Origin of the sequence: Allorhizobium sp. Av2, assembly GCF_021462805.2 — a bacterium.
Classification (GTDB): Bacteria; Pseudomonadota; Alphaproteobacteria; order Rhizobiales; family Rhizobiaceae; genus Allorhizobium; species Allorhizobium vitis_G.
On record NZ_CP192699.1, the window covers coordinates 1 to 20209 of the forward strand.

General features: G+C 56.6%; 15 protein-coding genes and 2 pseudogenes. 8 read left to right on the forward strand and 9 right to left on the reverse strand.

Features of this window, described 5'->3' with window-relative positions; all coding sequences use genetic code 11:
• The 3 genes from repA (at position 1) to repC (ending at position 3670) form a co-directional block, all read left to right on the forward strand.
• Positions 1-1188 carry a plasmid partitioning protein RepA gene (gene repA / locus FS819_RS25720; protein ID WP_018326379.1) on the forward strand — a complete coding sequence of 396 codons (1188 nt, stop codon included), beginning with the start codon at positions 1-3 and terminating at the stop codon, positions 1186-1188.
• Positions 1189-1272: 84 nt separating this feature from the next.
• Entirely contained in the window at positions 1273-2268 is a 996-nt protein-coding gene (gene repB, locus FS819_RS25725) for a plasmid partitioning protein RepB (RefSeq protein ID WP_070149951.1), read from the forward strand.
• A 157-nt stretch (positions 2269-2425) separates the two neighbouring features.
• The gene (gene repC / locus FS819_RS25730; protein WP_070149952.1) at positions 2426-3670 is read left to right on the forward strand and encodes a plasmid replication protein RepC; all 1245 of its coding nucleotides are present in this window, start codon (positions 2426-2428) and stop codon (positions 3668-3670) included.
• 240 nt (positions 3671-3910) lie between these two features.
• On the opposite strand, the pseudogene FS819_RS25735 reads toward repC, so the two are convergent.
• Positions 3911-4090, reverse strand: a pseudogene (locus tag FS819_RS25735) (integrase); the annotation flags it as partial.
• A 9-nt stretch (positions 4091-4099) separates the two neighbouring features.
• On the opposite strand from FS819_RS25735, the pseudogene FS819_RS25740 reads away from it, so the two are divergent.
• A pseudogene (locus FS819_RS25740) lies at positions 4100-4360 on the forward strand (SDR family oxidoreductase); the annotation flags it as partial.
• Between the two features lie 93 nt (positions 4361-4453).
• Here FS819_RS25740 and FS819_RS25745 read toward each other — a convergent pair.
• Positions 4454-5602 (reverse strand): site-specific integrase, encoded by a 1149-nt coding sequence (locus FS819_RS25745; protein WP_070167300.1) that lies wholly within the window; start codon positions 5600-5602, stop codon positions 4454-4456.
• Between the two features lie 190 nt (positions 5603-5792).
• Between FS819_RS25745 and FS819_RS25750 the strand changes: the two genes are divergently transcribed.
• The gene (locus tag FS819_RS25750; protein ID WP_070167301.1) at positions 5793-6938 is read left to right on the forward strand and encodes an RHE_PE00001 family protein; all 1146 of its coding nucleotides are present in this window, start codon (positions 5793-5795) and stop codon (positions 6936-6938) included.
• 53 nt (positions 6939-6991) lie between these two features.
• Here the strand turns inward: FS819_RS25750 and FS819_RS25755 are convergent, their stop codons facing one another.
• Genes FS819_RS25755 through FS819_RS25765 form a run of 3 tightly spaced genes read right to left on the reverse strand, consistent with a single transcriptional unit; the run spans position 6992 to position 9243 of the window.
• Positions 6992-7399, reverse strand: a complete 408-nt coding sequence (locus FS819_RS25755) for a ubiquitination-like system serine protease family protein (protein WP_070167302.1) — start codon at positions 7397-7399, stop codon at positions 6992-6994.
• Positions 7386-8591 carry a ThiF family adenylyltransferase gene (locus FS819_RS25760; RefSeq protein WP_070167303.1) on the reverse strand — a complete coding sequence of 402 codons (1206 nt, stop codon included), beginning with the start codon at positions 8589-8591 and terminating at the stop codon, positions 7386-7388. The genes FS819_RS25755 and FS819_RS25760 overlap by 14 nt, the downstream gene beginning before the upstream one ends.
• On the reverse strand, positions 8566-9243 hold the full coding sequence (locus FS819_RS25765) for a multiubiquitin domain-containing protein (RefSeq protein WP_081344231.1): 678 nt from the start codon (positions 9241-9243) through the stop codon (positions 8566-8568). Before FS819_RS25765 ends, FS819_RS25760 begins: the two co-directional genes overlap by 26 nt.
• Positions 9244-9364: 121 nt before the next feature.
• Here FS819_RS25765 and FS819_RS25770 point away from each other — a divergent pair, with 121 nt between their 5' ends.
• Together FS819_RS25770 and FS819_RS25775 are read left to right on the forward strand one after the other, a co-directional pair.
• On the forward strand, positions 9365-10501 hold the full coding sequence (locus FS819_RS25770) for an AAA family ATPase (protein ID WP_234614099.1): 1137 nt from the start codon (positions 9365-9367) through the stop codon (positions 10499-10501).
• Positions 10491-12749 carry a S8 family peptidase gene (locus FS819_RS25775; protein WP_070167305.1) on the forward strand — a complete coding sequence of 753 codons (2259 nt, stop codon included), beginning with the start codon at positions 10491-10493 and terminating at the stop codon, positions 12747-12749. Before FS819_RS25770 ends, FS819_RS25775 begins: the two co-directional genes overlap by 11 nt.
• Positions 12750-12826: 77 nt before the next feature.
• On the opposite strand, the gene dgt is transcribed toward FS819_RS25775, so the two are convergent.
• Positions 12827-14158: a dGTP triphosphohydrolase gene (gene dgt / locus FS819_RS25780; RefSeq protein ID WP_070167306.1), complete on the reverse strand. Its 1332-nt coding sequence runs from the start codon at positions 14156-14158 to the stop codon at positions 12827-12829.
• Positions 14159-14326: 168 nt separating this feature from the next.
• A complete protein-coding gene (locus FS819_RS25785; RefSeq protein ID WP_070167307.1) occupies positions 14327-15712 on the reverse strand; it encodes a B12-binding domain-containing radical SAM protein in 1386 nt (461 codons plus the stop codon).
• Between the two features lie 44 nt (positions 15713-15756).
• On the opposite strand from FS819_RS25785, the gene tmk reads away from it, so the two are divergent.
• Complete coding sequence (gene tmk, locus FS819_RS25790) at positions 15757-16368, forward strand: dTMP kinase (RefSeq protein ID WP_071207337.1); 612 nt, start codon at positions 15757-15759, stop codon at positions 16366-16368.
• A 25-nt stretch (positions 16369-16393) separates the two neighbouring features.
• On the opposite strand, the gene FS819_RS25795 is transcribed toward tmk, so the two are convergent.
• Positions 16394-18157: an ATP-dependent helicase gene (locus FS819_RS25795; protein WP_070167309.1), complete on the reverse strand. Its 1764-nt coding sequence runs from the start codon at positions 18155-18157 to the stop codon at positions 16394-16396.
• Positions 18154-19956: an ATP-dependent nuclease gene (locus FS819_RS25800; protein ID WP_070167310.1), complete on the reverse strand. Its 1803-nt coding sequence runs from the start codon at positions 19954-19956 to the stop codon at positions 18154-18156. Before FS819_RS25800 ends, FS819_RS25795 begins: the two co-directional genes overlap by 4 nt.
• Positions 19957-20209: the final 253 nt, after the last annotated feature.

Below are 20209 nucleotides of genomic sequence, written 5' to 3' on the forward strand. Positions count from 1 at the left end.
ATGAGCCAGCTGCCCAACAGATTTGACGTCGAGATCGCCCAGCAAGGGGCAAAGATCTCAAGCGCGTTGCATATGCTGCGCAGCCAACAGTATCCGCCGGACGCTCGTAAGGGATTACGCAAGTTTCAGCTCGGCGAGGTCGCCGATTTCATGGGTGTGACCCAAAGCCATCTCCGACAAATCCATTCCGAAGGGAAAGGCCCGGAGATCGAATCGGTCAGCGGTCGCCGATATTATACGGCCGATCAAATGCGGGAGCTTCGCGAATATCTCGAAGCCAACAAAAAATCCGACAAGCGCTATTACGTTCCTCAACGTCGCGAAGGCGAGCCGATGCAAGTCGTTTCGGTCGTGAACTTCAAAGGTGGAAGCGGGAAGACAACGACCGCCGCACACTTAGCACAGTATCTCGCCCTCACCGGTCACCGTGTGCTTGCCATCGATCTAGATCCCCAGGCGTCGCTAACGTCACTGTTCGGCATTCAGCCCGAACTCGATGATACAGCGTCCCTATACGAAGCGCTTCGTTTCGATGAGGAGCGAAAGCCAATATCAGCGGTAATTCAGTCGACCAATATTCCAGGACTAGACGTTGTACCGGCGAATCTTGTGCTGCAGGAATTTGAATACGATGTGCCACTGTCAATTTCTTCTCGAAAAGGTGACGAGGGTCGGTTGTTCCACATGCGCATCGTCAATGCGCTTAAAGAAGTGGACGACAAGTATGACGTGGTTGTCATCGACTGCCCGCCGCAGCTCGGCTACCTTACTATCACCGCGTTGATGGCTTCCACTGGCATCCTGATTACAATCCATCCCCAGATGTTGGACATCATGTCGATGAGCCAGTTCCTACAGATGCTGGGAGGGATTATGACCCCTGTTGCAGAGGCTGGTGCCGAAATCAGGGTGGAATGGTTCCGCTACCTCGTGACACGCTTTGAGCCGACCGACATTCCGCAAGCGCAGATGGTCGGCTTCATGCAGTCGATGTTTGCTCAGCAGATGCTGCGAAACCACGTTCTTAAATCTACCGCTATTTCCGACGCTTCAATCAAAAAGCAGACTTTGTACGAGGTCGAGCGGGGAGAGTTCGTTCGGTCTACTTACGATCGAGCAATGGAAAGCCTGAATGCCGCAAATGGTGAAATTGTCGACCTGATACACAATGCTTGGGGGCGGAAATGACAAACTTGTCAGCCGTTTTTTTTCCTATTTTTGCAAGGCGAAATAATGCCTTAGCGGAGTTGAAGTCAAAGTTGGAGTTCGGTCATGGCGCGTGACAATCCATTTGCGAAGCTTGATATAGCGTCGATATCGACCGACAAATCTCCCGTAAAGCCTGGATACGCGATGACGGGCGCCGCGAAGACGGTTGTGCGATCGATTGAAGATCTCGCCGAAAACACCAAGAAGCTCATGGAGGGCGAGGTCGTCGTGGAGCTGGATCCGCGGCTGCTGGATGTATCATTCGTGGCCGATCGGCTGTCGGATGAGGGCGAAGAATACCAGGAGCTCAAACAGGCGATCAAAGAATCCGGTCAGACGACACCAATCCTGGTTCGGCCTAGCTCGTATGACAGCCAACGCTTCATGGTCGTTTTCGGGCACCGTCGTCTCAAGGTCGCCAAAGAGCTCGGGATTTCGGTCAAGGCGGTTGTCAAAAAACTTGACGACATCACGTCCGCAATCGCCCAAGGGCAGGAAAACTCTGCCCGCTCAAACTTATCCTTCATCGAACGTGCGTACTTCGCACAGAACCTGCTTGCGTCCAACATGACGAAGGACGTGGTGCGGTCGTCTCTCGCGATCGACGAGGCGATGTTGTCCAAGATGCTCGGTGTCGTGGAAGTGGTCCCTGCTGCGATCATCAAAGCTCTCGGTGCGTCCAAAAAAATCGGGCGCGACAAGTGGCTTAGCCTGCGTCAACTACTTCTCGTTCCTGCCCTCTTGAAGGTTGCCACTGAATTTACGGAGACCGCAGGGTTCGTTGAACTGGCAGAAGAGAAGCGGTTCGACGAACTTCATGATTATCTGAAGCGCTACAAGGTCAAATCGGCTGCTAAGAAGCCCAAGGGCAACGCATCCGGGAGGGATTGGACGTCGAGCGACAGTTCACTGAATTTCGTAATGAACACCAAATCGAAGAAGGTTGCGATTGAGCTTTCGAATGTCGAAGCGAAGCCCTTCAGCGACTGGCTTTCGGGCCGGATGGACCGCTTGTATGACGAGTACAAACGGTCAAAAAGCGAACGCAACGGAGATTAAACCGCAAAAGAAAAAGGCCCCCAAACGGTAAACCGTGGAAGCCTCTCTCGTCATCTCTAGCAGGATCGAGAATCGCATTTCCCGGAATCGCAGTCAAGAGTGTTGGCACCGATTTGGTGAGCGAATTTCTTTTGCCTAGAGAAAGGTGAGAGAAAAAATGCAAACGGGACATGTAACGACGCCTTTTGGGCGGCGACCGGCTACTCTTGCCCTAGTTAAGGGGCAACTGGCCATCACAGCACCGAGCCCAGGCGCACGCGTAGAAAAGTGGAAAGTGTTTCGTGACGTGTGTGAGGCGAGGGAGCGCTTCGGTCTGCAAGACAGAGCGCTCGCTGTTCTCGATGCTCTCTTGACGTTCTACCCTGAGCCACAGCTCGACCAGGATCATGGACTTGTCGTGTTTCCATCTAATGCGCAGCTATCTGTCCGCGCTCATGGGATCACAGAAAGCACACTCCGCCGGCAACTCGGAGCACTGGTCGATGCCGGACTTATCCAGCGCCGGGATAGTCCAAACGGCAAGCGTTACGCGCATCGCAGTCGAGATGGCGTAATTGAGCAGGCATACGGTTTCGATCTCAGCCCGCTGCTGACGCGCGCGGCGGAGCTTGCCCTACTTGCGCAGGAAGTCGCAGCAGAACGTGTACGCTTCCGCAGGGCAAAAGAAGCACTGACGATCTGCCGTCGCGATGTCCGTAAGCTGATTACGGCTGCGATTGAAGAAGGAGCGTCAGGAAACTGGCTGGACGTCGAGATGATGTATGTTGGAATTCTTGGTCGACTACCTCGTTATCCCGACAGAACCCAGGTCGAAGCAACACTCGACGAGATGGAGCTTTTGAGGAATGAAGTCATCAACCTCCTGGATATGCAGTTAAATACCGACTATATGCACGGCAATGCCATTCAAAATGAACGCCACATACAGAATTCAAATACCGAATCTATCTATGAACTTGAACCTAGCTCTGAAAAAGAGCAGGGCGAAAGCTTGCCGGAAGAGCCGCCAGCCAAGAGGATAGGCGTTGAACAGAAAAGGGCGAATGCAGAACAGATCAAGTCGTTTCCGCTCGGTATGGTCCTTCGAGCTTGCCCCCAGATCGTAGACTATGGGCCGGGCGGTGGCATATCGAATTGGCGCGAGTTGATGACGGCGGCCGTAGTGGTCCGCTCAATGCTCGGAGTAAGTCCCTCAGCCTACGAAGAGGCCTGCAATGCGATGGGGCCGGAGAATGCTGCCGCGGCAGTGGCGTGCATCCTAGAGCGCTCGAACTACATCAACTCGGCCGGTGGTTATCTACGTGATCTGACTAAACGCTCGGAACGAGGAGAGTTTTCAATTGGGCCTATGCTGATGTCGCTGCTCAAGGTAAACGGCGATGGCAACCGGCTTGCGGGTTAGCGATGTCAATAAGCGCAATGTGTTGAACCTAGATGACGAGGTAAGGCTCTCATACAACCGCTACAATCTTGTCAGCCGTTTTTTTCGGAATTTTCCTCATAAATTACTGATGCTTATACGAGATGAGTGCGCGTAATTTCTCGTTGAATTGATGGCTGGGCCTGGTCTATGCCAATCGACGCGAGAGCGGCTTTCACGCTACCGGACGACGAAAGCTTTATCGCGGGTAGACGCCTGCCTTCACAGCAAACGTGCAGCACGACCGCTTCGACGGGTAGCGCTATTGTAATAGCTCGACGCCTGCTGCACTGAACGATGCCTCGACTGCTCCATGGCTTCGGGGAGGGGTATGCCGCGGTTAGCCGCTTCGGTCAGATATCCTGATCGTAGCCCATGTGCCGAAAACTCCGCAGGCTCCAGCCTGCGCCAAGCTACGCCGCAGCAAAGGCGGCGCTTGTCAGCTTCACCCGGAGCTGGGCCCTTGAACTGGCTGCGGGCGTAATAACGGTGAACGCCGTTTCGCCGGGGCCAACGGAGACGGCGTTGTTTCGGGCGAACAATCCTGTCGGCAGCGAGAGCGAAGCGCGTTACCTCTTCGGCGTTCCAATGGGCCGCTTCGGAAGACCGGAGGAAGTCGCTGGGGCAATCGAATTCCTGCTATCGGATGACGCTGGGTTTATTACCGGGTAGACGCTTCATGTCGATGGAGGGGCCTCAATCGGCAAGTCTTCGTTGTAGATTCATCGCGGTCTATCTGGAGGCAGTGCCGGCCGATCCGCGTCTTCAAAGCATACGCGCAGCGCGCCCGCTTCGGCGGGTCGCGTTGTTGTAATAGCTGGAGGCCTGTTGCACCGAACGGTGTCGCGACTGCTCCATTGCTTCGGGGAGGGGGATCCCGCGGTTGGCGGCTTCCGTAAGATATCCCGACCGCAACCCATGCGCCGAGAATTCCGCAGGGTCGAGTCCAGCCATCTCGGCCCGCCGCTTGACGATCGCATTGACCGCGCCCGGCTCCAGCGCCCGCTTCGAGACATTGCCCCAGCGATCGATCTTCCGAAAAATACTCCCGCTTTCGATTCTTCCAGCCGCCATCCATGCGTTCAAAGCATCCACGGGCCGGCCCGTCAGATAAACGGCCTCATCGCTTTCGGCACCTGACGTCTTGGTGCGACCGAGATGGATGGCGAGAGAGGGGAGGGGAGGGGCACCCTCGACGGTGATGGGTGGCTCGACGGTGAGCTGCTCCCTGCGCAGACCGGCAGTCTCACTGCGACGACGACCGCCCGAGGCAAAAGCCACCATCAGGATTGCCCGGTCGCGGATGTCACGAAGGCTGTCGGTGCTGCAGGTCGCGAGCAGCTTTGCCAGCACGTCGCCGGTGACGGCCTTCGCGCTCTTGCGTTTCCTTGGCCGCGGCGTCGCCCGAACGGCGAGGCGTATCGCGGATTTCAGCGAAGGGGAGGAGAAGACGCCTGACAGCCCTCGCCATTTCGTCAGTGTCGACCAACTGGCGAGCCGCCGCCGCACCGTGTCGGGTGCATGCGGTCCTGAAGATCGAAGAAAGCCTTGCTCACGCAGGCTCTGCTCGACATCAGCTGGCATGCCGTGGTGAGGATCGATCTCGCGCTGGTCGGGCTGCCAGAGATGGTGGGCGACGAATTTCAGCAGCAGAGCTTCAGGCGCCGGCCAGGGGAGGGAGGCGCCGGTTGCCGCGAGCGACCAGGCCTGTAAATAGGCGAGGTCGGAGGTGAGCGCGCGCAGGGTGTTTTCCCCCATGCCCTCATTGACCAGGTGACGCAGCGTTTCGATGTCCTGGTCGGTCAACAATTCGGCCAGTTCGTCGCGCCGATCGATTGGCAGCACACTGGCGATGGTATCGAGTTCGTCGGCGCGGCGATCGACGGCCGTTTTTGAAATAAATGCCTTGGCCACAGAGAAACTCCGGATCTACGGTTTCGGCGGCCGCGCGCGCCGTGCTTTGTGTCGGTTTTCGCTGATTTGCGGGGAAAAATCAATAACCCCTGATAAGGAATACTTATCGATGGTTATAACCCCAACCGGCAATCATACCATGTGAGGAACCGTAATATCCACATAGCGTTCGTGTAAGAAATCATTTACCATGATTTCAATGGCTTATGATCTCGCGAAAATCAGCATGACAGCCCTGATGCGGCCGGCTTTCGACGCGGCAATCGCGCTCACACGTCTCGACGAGCGCGTAGCCCGTTCGCCGGTCGGGCACGGCTTTATCGAGCGCAGCCAATTCACGGATGCCTGCGCCTCGCTGTGGATCGACGGCGAACTCGTCCACCTCGAAGACCTCGTCCTCCACGACGATATCAGAGATATTCGTACACCCACCCACGAACTGACCATCGCCCGCGACGTCCTCAAAACCCGCCGGCGCATATCTGGCCAGCCACCCGGCTGGGCACTCTCGCCCGATGGCCTGCGCAGTTTGCGGGGGCAGGCGTGGCCTGCAGCATCATCTGGTGGCGATGTCCACGTCGAGAAAGAAGTCGGCGTGGTGCATTCCGGCGAACCCGTGAAAGGGGAGGGGGAGGAGTGCGATGATGACGCCGGCCCGCTGGCGGAGGAATTCGCCGCCATCGACGCGGTGCTGGCCCGCTCCGACGCCGCGATCGAAGAGGCAAGATCGCCCGGCCCCGCCACAAGCGCTCGGGCCAAGGATCCGCTGGTCTATGATCTCGACTGGGACGAGGACGAGCGGCTGGAGGAATGGCGCGGCGTGCTGCGGCAGGCCGAACATCTGCCGGCGGTGTTGCGGGCGATCGTCGCCCTCGATGCCTGGAACGAGTTGGCCGTCCTACAGCACGCCCCCTGGCTCGGCCGGCTGCTGGCGTCGTCGATCCTGCGCCAGGCCGGCGTCACGTCAGGTGCCCATCTCGCCGCCGTCAATACCGGCCTCAAAACCATCCCGGTCGATCGCCGCCGGAACCGCGACCGGGAGACAAGGCTGCTCGCCATCGCCCACGGGTTTTTGGCGGCCGCCGAGATCGGGCTGAAGGAGCATGACCGGCTGGCGCTGGCCAAGACGATGATGGATAGAAAAGTGGATGGGCGGCGGATCTCGTCAAAACTTCCAAAACTGGTCGAGCTGGTGATGGCAAAACCGCTGGTGTCGGCGGGGATGGTGGCGAAGACGCTCGAGGTGACGCCGCAGGCGGCGCGGCGGATCGTTTTGGAACTCGGCCTTAGAGAGATGACGGGGAGGGGGAGGTTTCGGGCGTGGGGCGTATTGTAAGAGTTGTTGCAAGGTGGCTTCTGGTTTGAAGCCACCTCGTTCGATCGCTGTAATCAGCTGGCAAAGATAGACTTGAGCCAGCGCAGGAAGCGCTTGAACAAGGAGTCCTTGGCGTACTTTTGCTCAAGATAAGCAACGCGACGTGCTTCCTCCTTGCTGCGTCCTGCCATGATTTGCTCGGGCGTCCACTGGCCACACCATATGATCTCCCCACCATCGACTACGTAGTGAGACTGGCATGGCTTCTGCCAATTTCCTACTGACGGCCAGAGTGATGGGCCGGTTGCTTTTTCGGAGAACGACCATTCAGTTTCTCCTAACGGAGTGCGGATCTTTTCCCCGCATCCACAAGCGCACAGATGAGCTGCGGTTCCGTATTTCGTGGACACGTAAAGAATGCCCGGCTCTAGTTGCTTGGGCATGAATTCTACGTGTCGCAGTTTGATGTTATTCAGTTTCATCGCCGTAGATTTCCGATACCGTCTTCAGATCGCCTATCTCGAAAAGCGTGTGGAACGTTGGCGCTTCTTCATGATAGAAACCTTTGAGCTGCTTATATTTGATAACTGCAAGCGCTGCGTTGAGTGCATTGAGTTCGCCGATCTGCACATTCGTTCGATAAAGGTTTTCAGGGGGATCGGAAAGCTCCGACAGTCCTAGCTTTAAGACCTCTGATGCATGTTCAGCATCGTAAAGGGTCGCTCTAAGCATGCCATTTAACAGGCCAGTTTTTCGATTCAATCCCATTCCCACGTCGATGAACGGTATGCCAAGTGACATCAGCACACTGAAAATCCCCGATCGTGATGAGCCCTTATCGACGCAGACGAATGCGAAGGTGACGCCTCGGAGATCGTCACGACTCTCGACATCCACAAATTTTGCTTGAAGCTTTAGACCATGCCGGAAGTTTTCGTACCGTTCTTGGTAGACTTCTGCCTTGCTCCTCTGAAAGTCATGCTCGTCCAGCTTACCTGGCGACCTGTATGCGTTGTGAACATGGTACGCATCGACGTCGAAACCCAGAATTTCCCTAACGGGAGTTTTGACCAGAAAGTCGAGGACGTAAGCGCCCGTCCCGCCCAATCCGATGATTGCGACGACTTCGTCGGAGAACTTTGAGGATAGTTCGGTGATTTCAGCACGGCTGGTAAGGGTGTCGTTGAACTTGAACACCGATCCTTCGCCCTCGTCAGAAACTACTCTAAATGTGTAGGGGGTCGCTCCGTGCAGCTCTGTTGCGGGCCCAGAGATAATTCCCGCATAGGAATCGATCTTATCGAAAAAGTTGGCAAAGCCAGTGAGCACACCATTCGTATTCGGCTTATTCGATAACTGGCGTTGCACCACGATGTCGCTAGCACCGGGGCCAAGTGCTAGCCCTGTCGCCCTGTCGTTCATGTTTGTGATAGGGCTGCCGTCAACGTTGTGGGGTGCGCTTCCAGCGAAGAATACCTGATGGTCGTCTTGCTTGACATGGACCTGGTCCGTGAAAACGAGCTTCGCTACGAACGCACCAGTCTGCAGACCTCGCTGGCTGTCCACATAAGGGATGTCGCGAATGATGAGATAGTTGCTGTCGAAGCCAACAGCATACCCTTTCTCAACTAACCGACGGATATCGTCGTTATGACTGGCCAGTTTCTGATACACTAAAGATCATCCCATTTTTGACTTTGACAGATGCGCCTTTGACGAGAATTCCCTCTGGCTTGTTGCCAGGGCCATTCTTGTATTTTACGGAATATGTGATTTCCGGATGCTGTGCGTAGTCTGGGACTTCCAGAGTGACCACTTCGTCATACGAAATTCTGTTCTGGTCCCATTCATGAGGCGTGCCCTCAACGATGATGGTGACCGGCCCATGCTTTGCTCGAGTTTTGAACTCCTCGGTGCCCGACTTCGAGATGCGGACCTCATCTGACATCCCCACGATCTTATCTGGCTGGTCTTCTCTCTCGAGCAGGATTTCAAAGCCATCCTCTTTGCCCGCCAGAAACAATAACGTGTGCCCGGTCGCTTTCTCCAGCGGCCAAGCCATGCTCAGGCCGTCAATCAGGAACTGGAAAGTCACATCGCTTTTGATCACGAAGAAGCGAAGAGATTTTTTGAGATCGGCCAATTCGGTCGGCCGAAGTGTCTCGATTTCATAAGATGGAAGCTGCTGGAGGACGATGAAGTCCTTCAAAGGATGAGCTCCGGCAGCCTCGCCGATCTGTGCGCCGGTGACCTTCTCGTCGTCAAAGAGGTGCTCAACAAAGTTGAGATCCTCACGACCAATCCGGGCTTTCATTTTCTTGGACATGCCGAGTTCCTTTCTCGTTTCAAGAACGATGCCCGATACGGTCAGCGTCTGCAGTTAATTTACGTTAACTAAAAATCGATTGTCAACAGTCTACTTTTGATTTACAAAATATGAAAAATAATTGACGAAGGCAGCCATGCACATTCCCACAAGCGAAATCCTCGAACTTTTTGATGCGGCCTTGTCAGCCGACTACACGAAGGTCCGGAGGATAGGATCACGCGTTTCTCAGGCCGTAGCAGCGGAGGATCCTGAGGCCGCGAAAGCATTGCGATCGTTGCTGAGGCGCAAGGGAGTGCCTTTGCAGGCGTCAGGTTATTTGGAAACGCTCCCTGTCGATTCCAAATCGCGATCGCCACTCGTCGAGGAGCAACCATGGCCGACCAGTCCGCTCTTTGTTGATGAGCAGAGCGGTAGTATTTTCAGGAATTTCATTGAGGATGCGACGAACGTTCAGATTTTGACCGAAAAAGGTCTCGGGACTCGGCTCTCAATGCTTCTTTCGGGGCCGCCTGGCACGGGGAAGAGCCTCTTGGCCGGTCATTTGGCCGCCCAATTAAATAAGCCACTTTATGTCGTACGGCTGGATTCTGTTGTTTCATCATATCTTGGGGACACCGCGAAAAATCTTCGTAATGTCTTCGACTTCATTCCTTCGAGAAACGCTGTCCTTTTTCTTGACGAGATGGATGCCGTCGCGAAGATTCGAGACGATAAGAATGAGCTTGGTGAATTGAAGCGTGTCGTCAACACGCTGATCCAAGGCCTGGACTCGCTCGATGATCAGTCAGTTGTCATCGGAGCGACCAACCACGCTCAATTGCTTGATCCAGCAATTTGGAGACGGTTCCCCTATAAGATTGAACTGGGGTTTCCCTCTGAAGAGGTTCTTTGTGATCTGTGGAGCCATTATCTTCAGAATGACAACAGCGATTCGACCGTATCGCGAATGCTTGCGAAGATTGCGGCCGGTCTTACTGGAGCCGAGGTTGAAGATTTGGCATTAGCGGCGCGACGGCACGCGCTTCTAGATAAGCGCGAGGTTGACTTGGCAGCCGTTGCGTGGGCGGCGATGTGCTTGCGAGAAGGCCGCTATGCGATGCCTGCGCGCGACGGAGTTAGTACCGAAATAAAGAAGAAATTGGCAAGCCAACTTGTCAATACATCTGGCGTGAGCGGCGCTGACGTTGCCCGATTGCTTGGTGTCAGTAGACAAGCGATTTCTGGATATTTGAGAGACGAACGCGATGGCACCTGAGCCCCCAAGTCGAAATCCGCTTCTTAACCCTGTCCTTCTTTTGAAAAAGGAGCCCGTTCCGGAAGAGCCTCACATTTCAGGAAAGGGAGAGGACGGGATTGTTGCGGCGCGCCTACAGCAACAACGTAGGGAGCTATACCGTGATGCCCAGGAGGTGATCAGGGCTGTGGACGAGACGCCGAAGCACGGCGGTAAGCTCCATATTGTTGCGAAAATGTTTGGAGACTCGCTTGCGCCATCCTGGATACCGCGCGGCTTGTTCGATGAGCGGTCCGGGTGCAAGTTCACGGCGCCAATAAACGGTGGCTATCTGATCGAGGTCGAAGCTGCAAAGTTACCCCTGTTGGGGCGCCATATTCAGGGCGCAACAACAATCGAGGCCCGCACCGCCATCTCGCGCGTCCGTTCGATCTCCACTTTTGGCGAAGAAGCGATTCTTCGCGGTCGTACGATCGACGCGCTCTGGAATGCGGCAGATGAGTTGAAGGAAGGACGCGGCTTTGTCGTCTGGCTAACACCTTTCCGCGATGAGCAGGCACGTGAATCCGTTGTGCAAACTCTGAATCGCATCGAGTCGGAGGGTCATCTGATGCCGACTTTTTCAGGCGTTCTTCTTGCAGGACAAACGAGCGGTGAAGACGGTCTTCCGGCCAACGTAAATCCTAGGCAAACTGCTGTAAGCAGGGCCGTCCGTCGCTATCGCAACAATGGCGCAGCCAGAACTTTCGCAGCAATACCTTCCAAAGAAGCACTCATCGAGCTCATCGCGTCGGGATCATCATTTCGCATTGATCCGGTTCGTCGGATTGAAGTGACCTCGCCAGGGATTGGGGCGCAGCCAGTCCCGCCTGCGCCAACCCTGGCATCCCAACCTATCGTCGCTGTGGTTGATGGTGGATTGACGGCAAATTCATATCTTCCGTTGGAAGCTTGGCGAGCACCGTCACTTGTTGCTGCTACAGTTGCGGACACTGCGCACGGAAATAGGGTGGCATCGCTCGTAGTGCATGCTCACGCGTGGAATAATCAGCTCGAGCTACCTCAATTGGAATGCCGACTAGGTACGGTCCCTGCAGTGGCCAAGGCCGGTGGAAATGCAGGCGTAAATCCAGATGCCCTGATCGACTATCTGCGACAGGTAGCTCGTCTTTACCCAGACGCCAAAGTTTGGAATTTATCGTTCAACCAAGTGTTGCCCGAAGGCGATCTATTCAATGTCAGCTATCTCGGCCATGAGTTGAACGCGATAGCGCGGGAATTCGGCTTGCTGCTCGTAATCTCTATTGGAAATCGCCGGGCGGATAATCCAACACACCAGCTATGCCCTCCTGCCGATTGCGATGCTGCGATTGTCGTTGGCGGCAGGCAGTTCGATAACAGGGGAAAGCCGGCCGATGCATGCGGCGTCTCGCTCGTCGGCCCGGGCCCTGAGGGCATGCTGAAACCCGATCTAAGCTGGTTCTCAACATTAAATATGTTAGGTGGTGGGGCGCCCCAATCCGGCAGTAGTTACGCTGTCCCTCTAGTTTCATCCTTGGCTGCGCATACCTTCGCAAATTTGAAGGACCCAAGCCCGGACCTAGTCAAAGCACTTCTGATTGATCGTTCGGAGGCTGACGCACATCATCCTTCGACGGGATGGGGAACACCTTATCGAGGAACGATGCCATGGATCTGTGCGCCCGGTACCGTAACGATGGCGTGGAAAGCAGGGCTAACCCCCGGGTATGCATATTTTTGGGATGAAATCCCGATCCCGCCGGAGTTGATCAAGGACGGGAAACTCTTCGGAAAGGCGCGGTTGACAGCGATCCTTACCCCTAAGGTATCGGAAGCTGCGGGCACAAATTACTACGCAACCCGAATTCAAGTCGCGTTGCAATACCGTAAGGCAAGCGGTGACATTGGAAATCTACTTGGCAGCATGAAAGAGGACAAGGCGCCCGAGATGGATGCGCGGACGGAGCTAGCCAAGTGGTATCCGGTAAGGCGTCACATGCGCGATTTTTCGAAGAAGAGCGGGATCGGATATTCTGGCGCCACCTTCCGGCTCAGAGCGCAGGTGTTTTCCCGCGATCTGTATCAATTCAACTTGACTGGTAGCCAACGAGAATTGGGTGAGCAATCCGCCGCATTCGTACTAACGTTCGAAGCTGGCGATAACAGCTCAATCTATAACTCGACGGCTCATCGAATGAGGAACTTTGTCGAGAGTGCGGTTATTAACCAAGAAATTGAAATCCAGTAGAGTTCCCAAATCCTGGGATGCCCGTCGCGTAGTGAGCGGATTGACACCCGCACGTTAAATGCCAGCTTAGCTGGCGCCTAGACCCCGGCGACGAGCTTGGCGATCTTGACAGCGTAACGGTCGGTCATCCCGGACACATAGTCGGTCAGCGCATGGAGAGCTGTGTATTCGTCTTTGACGTCTCGCAAATCGAGGTTAGCTGCTCGGCGAAGCTGCTCGTGGTACCCGTCGAGCCCGGCCGGGTCCCAATTCCTGGCGCGCAATTGCTCGAAGACGCCGATTAGTCCGTCAAGCACCCGGTGCAAGACGTTCCGTCCGAAGACCTCCAACTCCGTCTTGCGAGGAGAGGTGAACAGGCGCTGCCTGGAGAGATTCTCGATCGCGGCGAATTCCCTACTTCTAGCCGATGCCTCGATGAGCGATCCCGAGAACGAGCCCGACATGATCGCATCATAGTTTGCCTTGAAGGCCGCGACACAGGCATCAATGGCCGAACCAATCGCGCGAGCGCGGGCATAGGCGATGATCTCGTCGGTCGTTCGGTCGGCTAGGTCGACGTTGGGGATGCCGGCGAGCGACTGAAGATGCTTCAGGACGATGTCCTCGTTGAAGTCGCCCGACGCGTAGGCGTCCTCAAGATCGAGGATGTTGTAGCAGATGTCGTCGGCGGCCTCTACGAGGAAGACAAGCGGGTGGCGGCGCCACCAGCGATCGGCGCCTAAGGTTTCCACGGGCAGCCCCACCGCTTCGGCGACTTGGGCGAACAGCTCGGCATCGCTTTCGAACACGCCGAATTTCTTGAGCCCGCGATACGGTTGCTTTGCCTTGGCGCGGACCCTGGCGGTTACCGGATACTTCGCGAAGGCGCCAAGCACGCCCATCGAGAGGCGCATGCCGCCCTCGTTCCGGTACATCTCAAGCCTGCTGATAATCCTGAAGCCCTGCGCGTTCCCCTCGAAATCCTGGAATTCCAATCGAAGCGGCGTCTCGATTGCGCCGAATAGTTCGGACGGACCGCGGAAGCTCTCCGCGAACCAGCTTCCGATAGCCGCCTCGCCCGAGTGTCCGAAGGGCGGATTCCCTATATCATGGGCAAGGCAAGCTGCCTGCGTCATCCCGGCGACGACGTACTTTTCGCCGGCACCGAGGCCGTGCTCTTTCTCGAGCCAGTCGCCGACGGCAATGCCCAGGGAGCGGCCGACGCTCGCCGTCTCGACGCTGTGGATCAGTCGATGGTGTAGGTGGTCGTTTTCGTACAGGGGATGGACTTGCGTCTTGTTGGCAAGGCGACGGAAGGGAGCAGAGAATGTAATTCGGTCGGCGTCCTGAATGAACGTCGGTCGATCGGTTTTCTCAACGTAATTCGCGTCGCATAAACGCCTGCGGTCGAGGAGGTTTTGCCAATCCACGGGGGCTCTCCAACTATCTGTGCGCTACAACTATCACGTTAGTGGCTGCCAAGGACAGCTGTGTACGCAACGAATACAGAATTAGAATCCGTCTACCACCGCCGCCGTACGCCAGCCGGGACGAGGTGTATCGAACACTCGCGGTCGGTCGCGGATATCGCCAGTTACTCACGCGGGCTCCAGGGCGAAGGGCAGCCGGGCTGGGTCGGCAGCCGCTACGTCCCTATCGAAATCGGCGCGGGCGTAGTCCCTTGGATAGTAGCTGAAACTCTTGAGCTCGAAATAGGAACCGGTATCCATAAATCGGCGAGAGAGCGATAGACTTGCCGCCTCGGCCTCGGCGGCGTCGAAGTCCTTGCTGAGGTGCATCATCGTGATGCCGGTTGCTTCGGCGCTCGCCGGATCCACCGGCCTGGCCCCGCGGGCAATCCAATCGCTAAGCAACGGGTCGGCCGTCTTGGGCGGCCCGTAGGCGATGACCGGGCCTACGGACACGCCTGCGATCGCCGAAACGTGGTGGTCAAGCCATGTCGTCGTTTCGTCGAGGGTCCGCTGTGTTTCACCTGCATAGAGCAGCACATTCGCTTTGACCCGCACGCCGTGTTCGCGGCACGCCTCGACGAGGTCGGATGCGCGCCTGAGATACCTGTCCGGATCACGGGACTTCCCCATGGCCAGGATTTGGGCCGGAGACGCTGTCTCTAGCCCAAGGTCGATGACTTTCAGCCCCGCCTGCGCCAGCGCCGCGACCGTTTCCGGTGTCATGGCGTCCACCCGGGTCTCCGTCCGCCATTCGACGCGGAGCCCGAGGCGCTCGACAGCCAAAGCGAGGCGCTCGCTCCATTGGCGACTGGGCGCGAACATCGACGACTGAAGGTAAGGGTGAATCGCAGCTCCGCGGTACTGCTCCTGTACGAGAGCCATCGATGCGGCGAGGTCGTCCGGATCTCGCAGCTTCTCAAGCGGGATATCGCGCTCTTCGCAAAAAACGCATTTCATGCCGCAACCGCGAGAGGCTTCCACGCTCGGCTGATACCGCTCGTAGCCGTCCACCAGCAGGTGATTCAAAGTGAACCCAGGGGTCGGCGCCGACAGCCTGCGAAGGTCTGGGTTCCCGCTCAGAAGGCTTTCGACGATCGGCTCGCCAAGCCCTTCGACGAGAATATCGGCCTCGGGCAACTTGGTGCGCAACCACGCGACATCGGGCCCGACCACCCACCTGCCTCCGACAATGATCCGACAATCACGATCTGCCTTCTTTGCAAGCGCGCAGAACGCTTTGGCCCAATCGAGGGCATAGAAGCTCGGGATAGACACCATAAGTGGAAAGGACGAGGGCAGCGCCCCCCTTGCCACGAGGCGCTCCATTGCCACCTCTGGCGTGTCATGTTCCCCATGAAGTAGAAGCGTTTCATAGCCCTTGAGCTGCAACATCGTTGCCAACGACAAGGCGCCGTAGTTGAGGTAGAGTTGTCTACGGGCGAGGGAGTGGTCGCGCTTTTTAGGGGCGGACATACCCGCAGAGACAAAGACAACAACATTTGATCGAGCCATGAGCTGCCTTCCTGCGGCGCGGGTTAGTCATATAGGAGTTCAACTTGCCGTTTGTAAGTATTGAGGGAATCGACGGCAGCGGAAAATCCGTGCAGGTCAAACGCCTTGTCGAGCGTTTGCGTGGGGAAGGCAGGAGCGTCGTGCAAACGAAGGAACCCGACGGCGGCCGGCTCGGGAAAGAAATCCGCGCCATCCTGACCCAAGGCGACCGGCAGCTTGAGCGTGTGGAGGAACTGCTGCTGGTCAACGCAGCCCGGTACGACCACGTCCAGAGTGTGATCCGCCCGGCCTTGGTCCGCGGGAACTGGGTCGTGTCGGATCGCTACTTCGATTCGACCTACGCCCTGCAAGTCTTCGGCGCGGCCGAGGATCTCAGACCTCTCCTCGACGCCGTTCTGCACGCAGTTGTCGGTGACGCACGACCGCATGCGACTATCATTCTCGATTTGCCACCACACAGGGCTGCGGCACGCAGGACAATCCGGAAGGACGGTCCCGGCGATCCCGCTGAGGACGGGCGGAACTTCGTGCAGATTGCAGATGGCTTCCGTTCGGCCGCGGCGAACGACCCCGGACGCTGCCATCTAGTGAATGCTGACCGCACCGAGGAGGAGGTGGCAGCCGACATATGGTCAAGAATTGCCACTCTGTTGTAGATGTCAGAATGAGGGTCGCGTTTCCCTAGACCAACCCGACACCCTCCTCTCCGAGGAATCGGCTCGGAGGATTACCAAAGCGGTCGCGGTCATATACATACATCAGCAGTCTTTCCGCCCGGGTTACCGCGACGTAGAACTGCCGCCGTTCTGCATCGACCGCTTCAGGGGTCCGTGCTTTGAAGTGAGGCATCGATCCTTCCCTCAGGCCAATCACCGCGACAGCTGCAAATTCCCGTCCCTTCGATTCATGGATGGTCATCAACCGCAACGCTTTGTCAGGGCTAGCAAACATGCCAAGATCATCGATCGAGAGGTTATCGACATCGATGTTGTTGTGCCGCATGTCTGAAACCATCTCCCGCACGGAAGCGAAAAAGTCGGCTTCGTGCTTCGGTGGAAGCCACTGGTCCTTCACCAGGACACGACCAACCTCCTGCGCCGTCGCGTCGAGCCATTCGACGCCGTCGAGCGACCGCGCCAAATCCTTCGCGATCCGTAGAAGCGCAACCATAGTTCTCCGTCCGTCAAAGCCATAGACGTCAAATCGGCTTTCCCCGCTGGCATCCTGGATCGCATTGAACGTCGCCCGCTCCAGCTGCCGGATGTTGTAAAGATGCTCATCTGTAATGGCAGCTCCAAGCTGCTCCGCCAATGACGCGAAAAGCCGCGAGCGCCTGTAGGGCCTCGCACCCGGGCCGACCACACGGATCCCATAGTCCCGAAGCCCACGAGAAATAGGATAAAGCGCGTTCCAGCTCTTGGCCAGGATTGCTGACCGGCCCAATGGCAACTTCATGCGCTCGATTGCCGGCAGGAACTCGTCCGTTATAGCATCGAAGACTTTCCCCGTCGAAACGAGATGGACCGGCTCTGCGCAGTTCTTCGCTTCGCCCTCGCTTGTCATTGCCGGATTGCGAGGAAAGAGGCGCTCGGCATGTTCGACGACTGCCGGACTGGATCGAAAATTCCAAGATAGGGACAGGTCGCGCTTGGCTCCGATCTCGTCAGCGAAGGGGTCGATGAGCTCGGGTCGCGCGCCCGCAAATCCGAAGATTGACTGAGCGGGATCGCCGACAAGGAAGAACTTTGAGCGCTTCTCCTGATGGAGAAGTCGGAGGATCTCGACCTGGATTTCCGTCGTATCTTGAAACTCGTCGATCAGAAACGAACGAAACTTCGTCGCGACAGATCGGGACACCTCTCGATCGTCTCGCAGCAAGCAGTAGGAATGATAGAGGATGCTGGCGAAGTCGATAAAACCGCGCTCGGCTGCCAGTCGCATGAAGTGCGGCGCGGCGAGGGCGATCATGTCGTCTTCCAGCGCAGATCCTATATACCGACCGCTGGCATCGAGACCGATCCCGCCGAAACGCACATAATCTTCAAAACGAAGATCATATCGGCCGACCATCTCCGCGGCGAGATCGGCGATTTCGACAAACTCGGCTCTCTCCGAGGTCAACACCTTCATAGTGCCGGAAAAACCTGTGACCCGGCTCGCGAAGGGCCGCAGAATATGGTGCAGACAGAACGAATGTATCGTCGAAACGATATAGTTTGTCTGGCTATCCGGCATGAGGTGGGCCGCCACGCGGGCGTCGATTTCGTTGACCGCAGCATTGGTATAGGTGATGCATGCTACAGCAAAGGGCGTCCCCCGGACCTCCTCTACTTCCTTCACGAGCCTTGCAACGATCGTCCGAGTCTTGCCGCTTCCTGGGCAGGCCTTCAAAAGCAGATTGCCGGGATGATCGAGAGCGAGCTGTTGTTGCGGTGTCAGCTTCATTCGAGCAGCCAATCTACTGCGTTGCGAACATAGTCAGGGATGGCGGCCTTTTCCGAAATGTTTTCGGCTGCGAGCTGCGCAAAGCGCGCCTTGCCGAACCGCTTGGCCGTGTTAAGCACGCTCTTCTTCAAGCCGTCGTCAACCAAACCGAAGAGATCGGCCATCTCGAGTTTTTTGGAAATCCGGGGCGCGCCAATGCGCGCTGCTGCCTTCTGCAGCATGTCCAGATTCTCGGGAAGGGTGATCTCCCGTTCAAATGTCGTGGCTCCAAGGAAGACTTTTACATAGTCCCCTTCCAGGGCGGTGAGGATCTCCTTCTCCGGCGCATCGATTTCATCATGGTCCTCGTCGTCGGTCAGCTTGGCGTCCGATGGTTCCTGATCTGCATCAGCCACGATCGCGCAGCGCTTCGGCAGGCCGATTCCGGAAAACAATCGTGCATAGGCTCCGAAATGGACGCCGTGTATGGGCACGATTGAGATTCCTGCGCGTTCGAGGTCTATGCCCATGGCCGATCTGACAAGGCCGGGAAGCAGAAAAGCCTCCGCCGCTCCCTCGACCAGCATTATCCTGCGGGCAAACAGCAGGTTTGATTTGGTTGCGTCTAGATAGCGCTCAAGATCGGCAACGTCGTACGGTGTCAGTGCGGTGTTAGAAGTGATGGTCGAGACGTAAGGGGCGTTGCCGCCCGTGTTGGTCATCATCACATACGACGACAGCGGCGCCTTTGCCGTCACCTGGGTACTGTGGGTGGTGACAATCGACTGGAACGGCAACTCGCGCAGAGCATCCAGCAAGACGCTCTGCAACTGGGGATGCAGATGTGCCTCGGGCTCCTCGATCAGGATCAGTTCGCCCGCCGCCTTGCCTTCTGCCGCGCGCTTGCGAAACTGCTCGATCAAGATCGCAATGTAGAGCAGATTGTTCATGCCAAGACCGTTGCGTCTCGGCTCAAAGGCTTTCAGGGATGGGCCACTCAAGAGGATCCGGATGTTTCGCAGGATCGACTGGAAGGTGGGCGAACTCAGCCCAATATCGACATCGAGCGCAAAGGCGTCGCCCGTCACGTCCTTTAACGCTCCATCAATGGCATCCGCAACGGATTCGATCGCCGGTGATTTTTCAATCGCGTCGTTTGCGGCCTTTACGGCGGCGATCAATGCCGCCTGCTCACCTGCTCCGATTTTGGTCGCCTCGATCAGGCGAATGAGCGGCGACCGGCGCATATCGGCAAGATCTCCTTCGACATCGCGGAGCGCATGGAGGAACACCACCCTGTAGGCCTGAAGATATTGCAAGCCGACAGAGCGCGCTCCAATTTCGTCGTTATCAGTGTCCCATTCGAAGTCGGCAAGGTCGATGTTGGGATCGCCGCCGCCATAGAGCTCCCATCCGAAATCTTCCAGCGTGAGGCTGTCAGCGGTTCGACCGCCGGATGCCAGCTCACCGCGGACGAGGTTTTTGGGACGAAACCTATAGAATATTCGGGCTCGACCGTCTCCAAGCTGGGTCCCATGAAGCATCGCTACCTCGTTATCGCTCGCCTCGTAGCCTGTGAACTCCACGCCCACCAAAACTTGGAAAGGCCGGCTTTGATCGATGCCGCTATGGACGTCGTCTTTCTGCAACGCGCGAAATGCAGACGAAAAATCGACGTCTAGACAGAGGCGAAGCGCTTGGATGAAGCAAGACTTACCCGTATTATTTTCACCGATGATGCAGGTCGCCTTGTCCTTTATACTGACGTCGACGAAGGAAAGGGATCTGTATCCCTTGATAACAATACGGCTCAAATGCATTCGGCACCTTTGGCTCAAAAGAATATACAACCGCTACTATTGCCGATTCGGTGGTTGTCTTCATCATCGGTTGCGTCTTTCTTGCTAAAAAAATATATGGAGCGGCCAACCTCGAATTGGTTCCGTGCCGCCGCTTCCTCTCAAGCACCACCTGCGCGACTCTGGTTGCTGAAAGAACGAAATTGGTAAACCGGCGGGCGCCGTGAAGCAAAAAGGTTTTATATTTCAGTATCATAAAAACTGACACCACCGG

Bases quoted from the DNA above. Each gene is read 5' to 3' on its own strand.
- repA (WP_018326379.1), top strand. From the start codon at position 1: ATGAGCCAGCTGCCCAACAGATTTGACGTCGAGATCGCCCAGCAAGGG.
- repB (WP_070149951.1), top strand. From the start codon at position 1,273: ATGGCGCGTGACAATCCATTTGCGAAGCTTGATATAGCGTCGATATCG.
- repC (WP_070149952.1), top strand. From the start codon at position 2,426: ATGCAAACGGGACATGTAACGACGCCTTTTGGGCGGCGACCGGCTACT.
- FS819_RS25750 (WP_070167301.1), top strand. From the start codon at position 5,793: ATGATTTCAATGGCTTATGATCTCGCGAAAATCAGCATGACAGCCCTG.
- FS819_RS25755 (WP_070167302.1), bottom strand. From the start codon at position 7,399: ATGAAACTGAATAACATCAAACTGCGACACGTAGAATTCATGCCCAAG.
- FS819_RS25765 (WP_081344231.1), bottom strand. From the start codon at position 9,243: ATGTCCAAGAAAATGAAAGCCCGGATTGGTCGTGAGGATCTCAACTTT.
- FS819_RS25775 (WP_070167305.1), top strand. From the start codon at position 10,491: ATGGCACCTGAGCCCCCAAGTCGAAATCCGCTTCTTAACCCTGTCCTT.
- FS819_RS25785 (WP_070167307.1), bottom strand. From the start codon at position 15,712: ATGGCTCGATCAAATGTTGTTGTCTTTGTCTCTGCGGGTATGTCCGCC.
- FS819_RS25795 (WP_070167309.1), bottom strand. From the start codon at position 18,157: ATGAAGCTGACACCGCAACAACAGCTCGCTCTCGATCATCCCGGCAAT.
- FS819_RS25800 (WP_070167310.1), bottom strand. From the start codon at position 19,956: ATGCATTTGAGCCGTATTGTTATCAAGGGATACAGATCCCTTTCCTTC.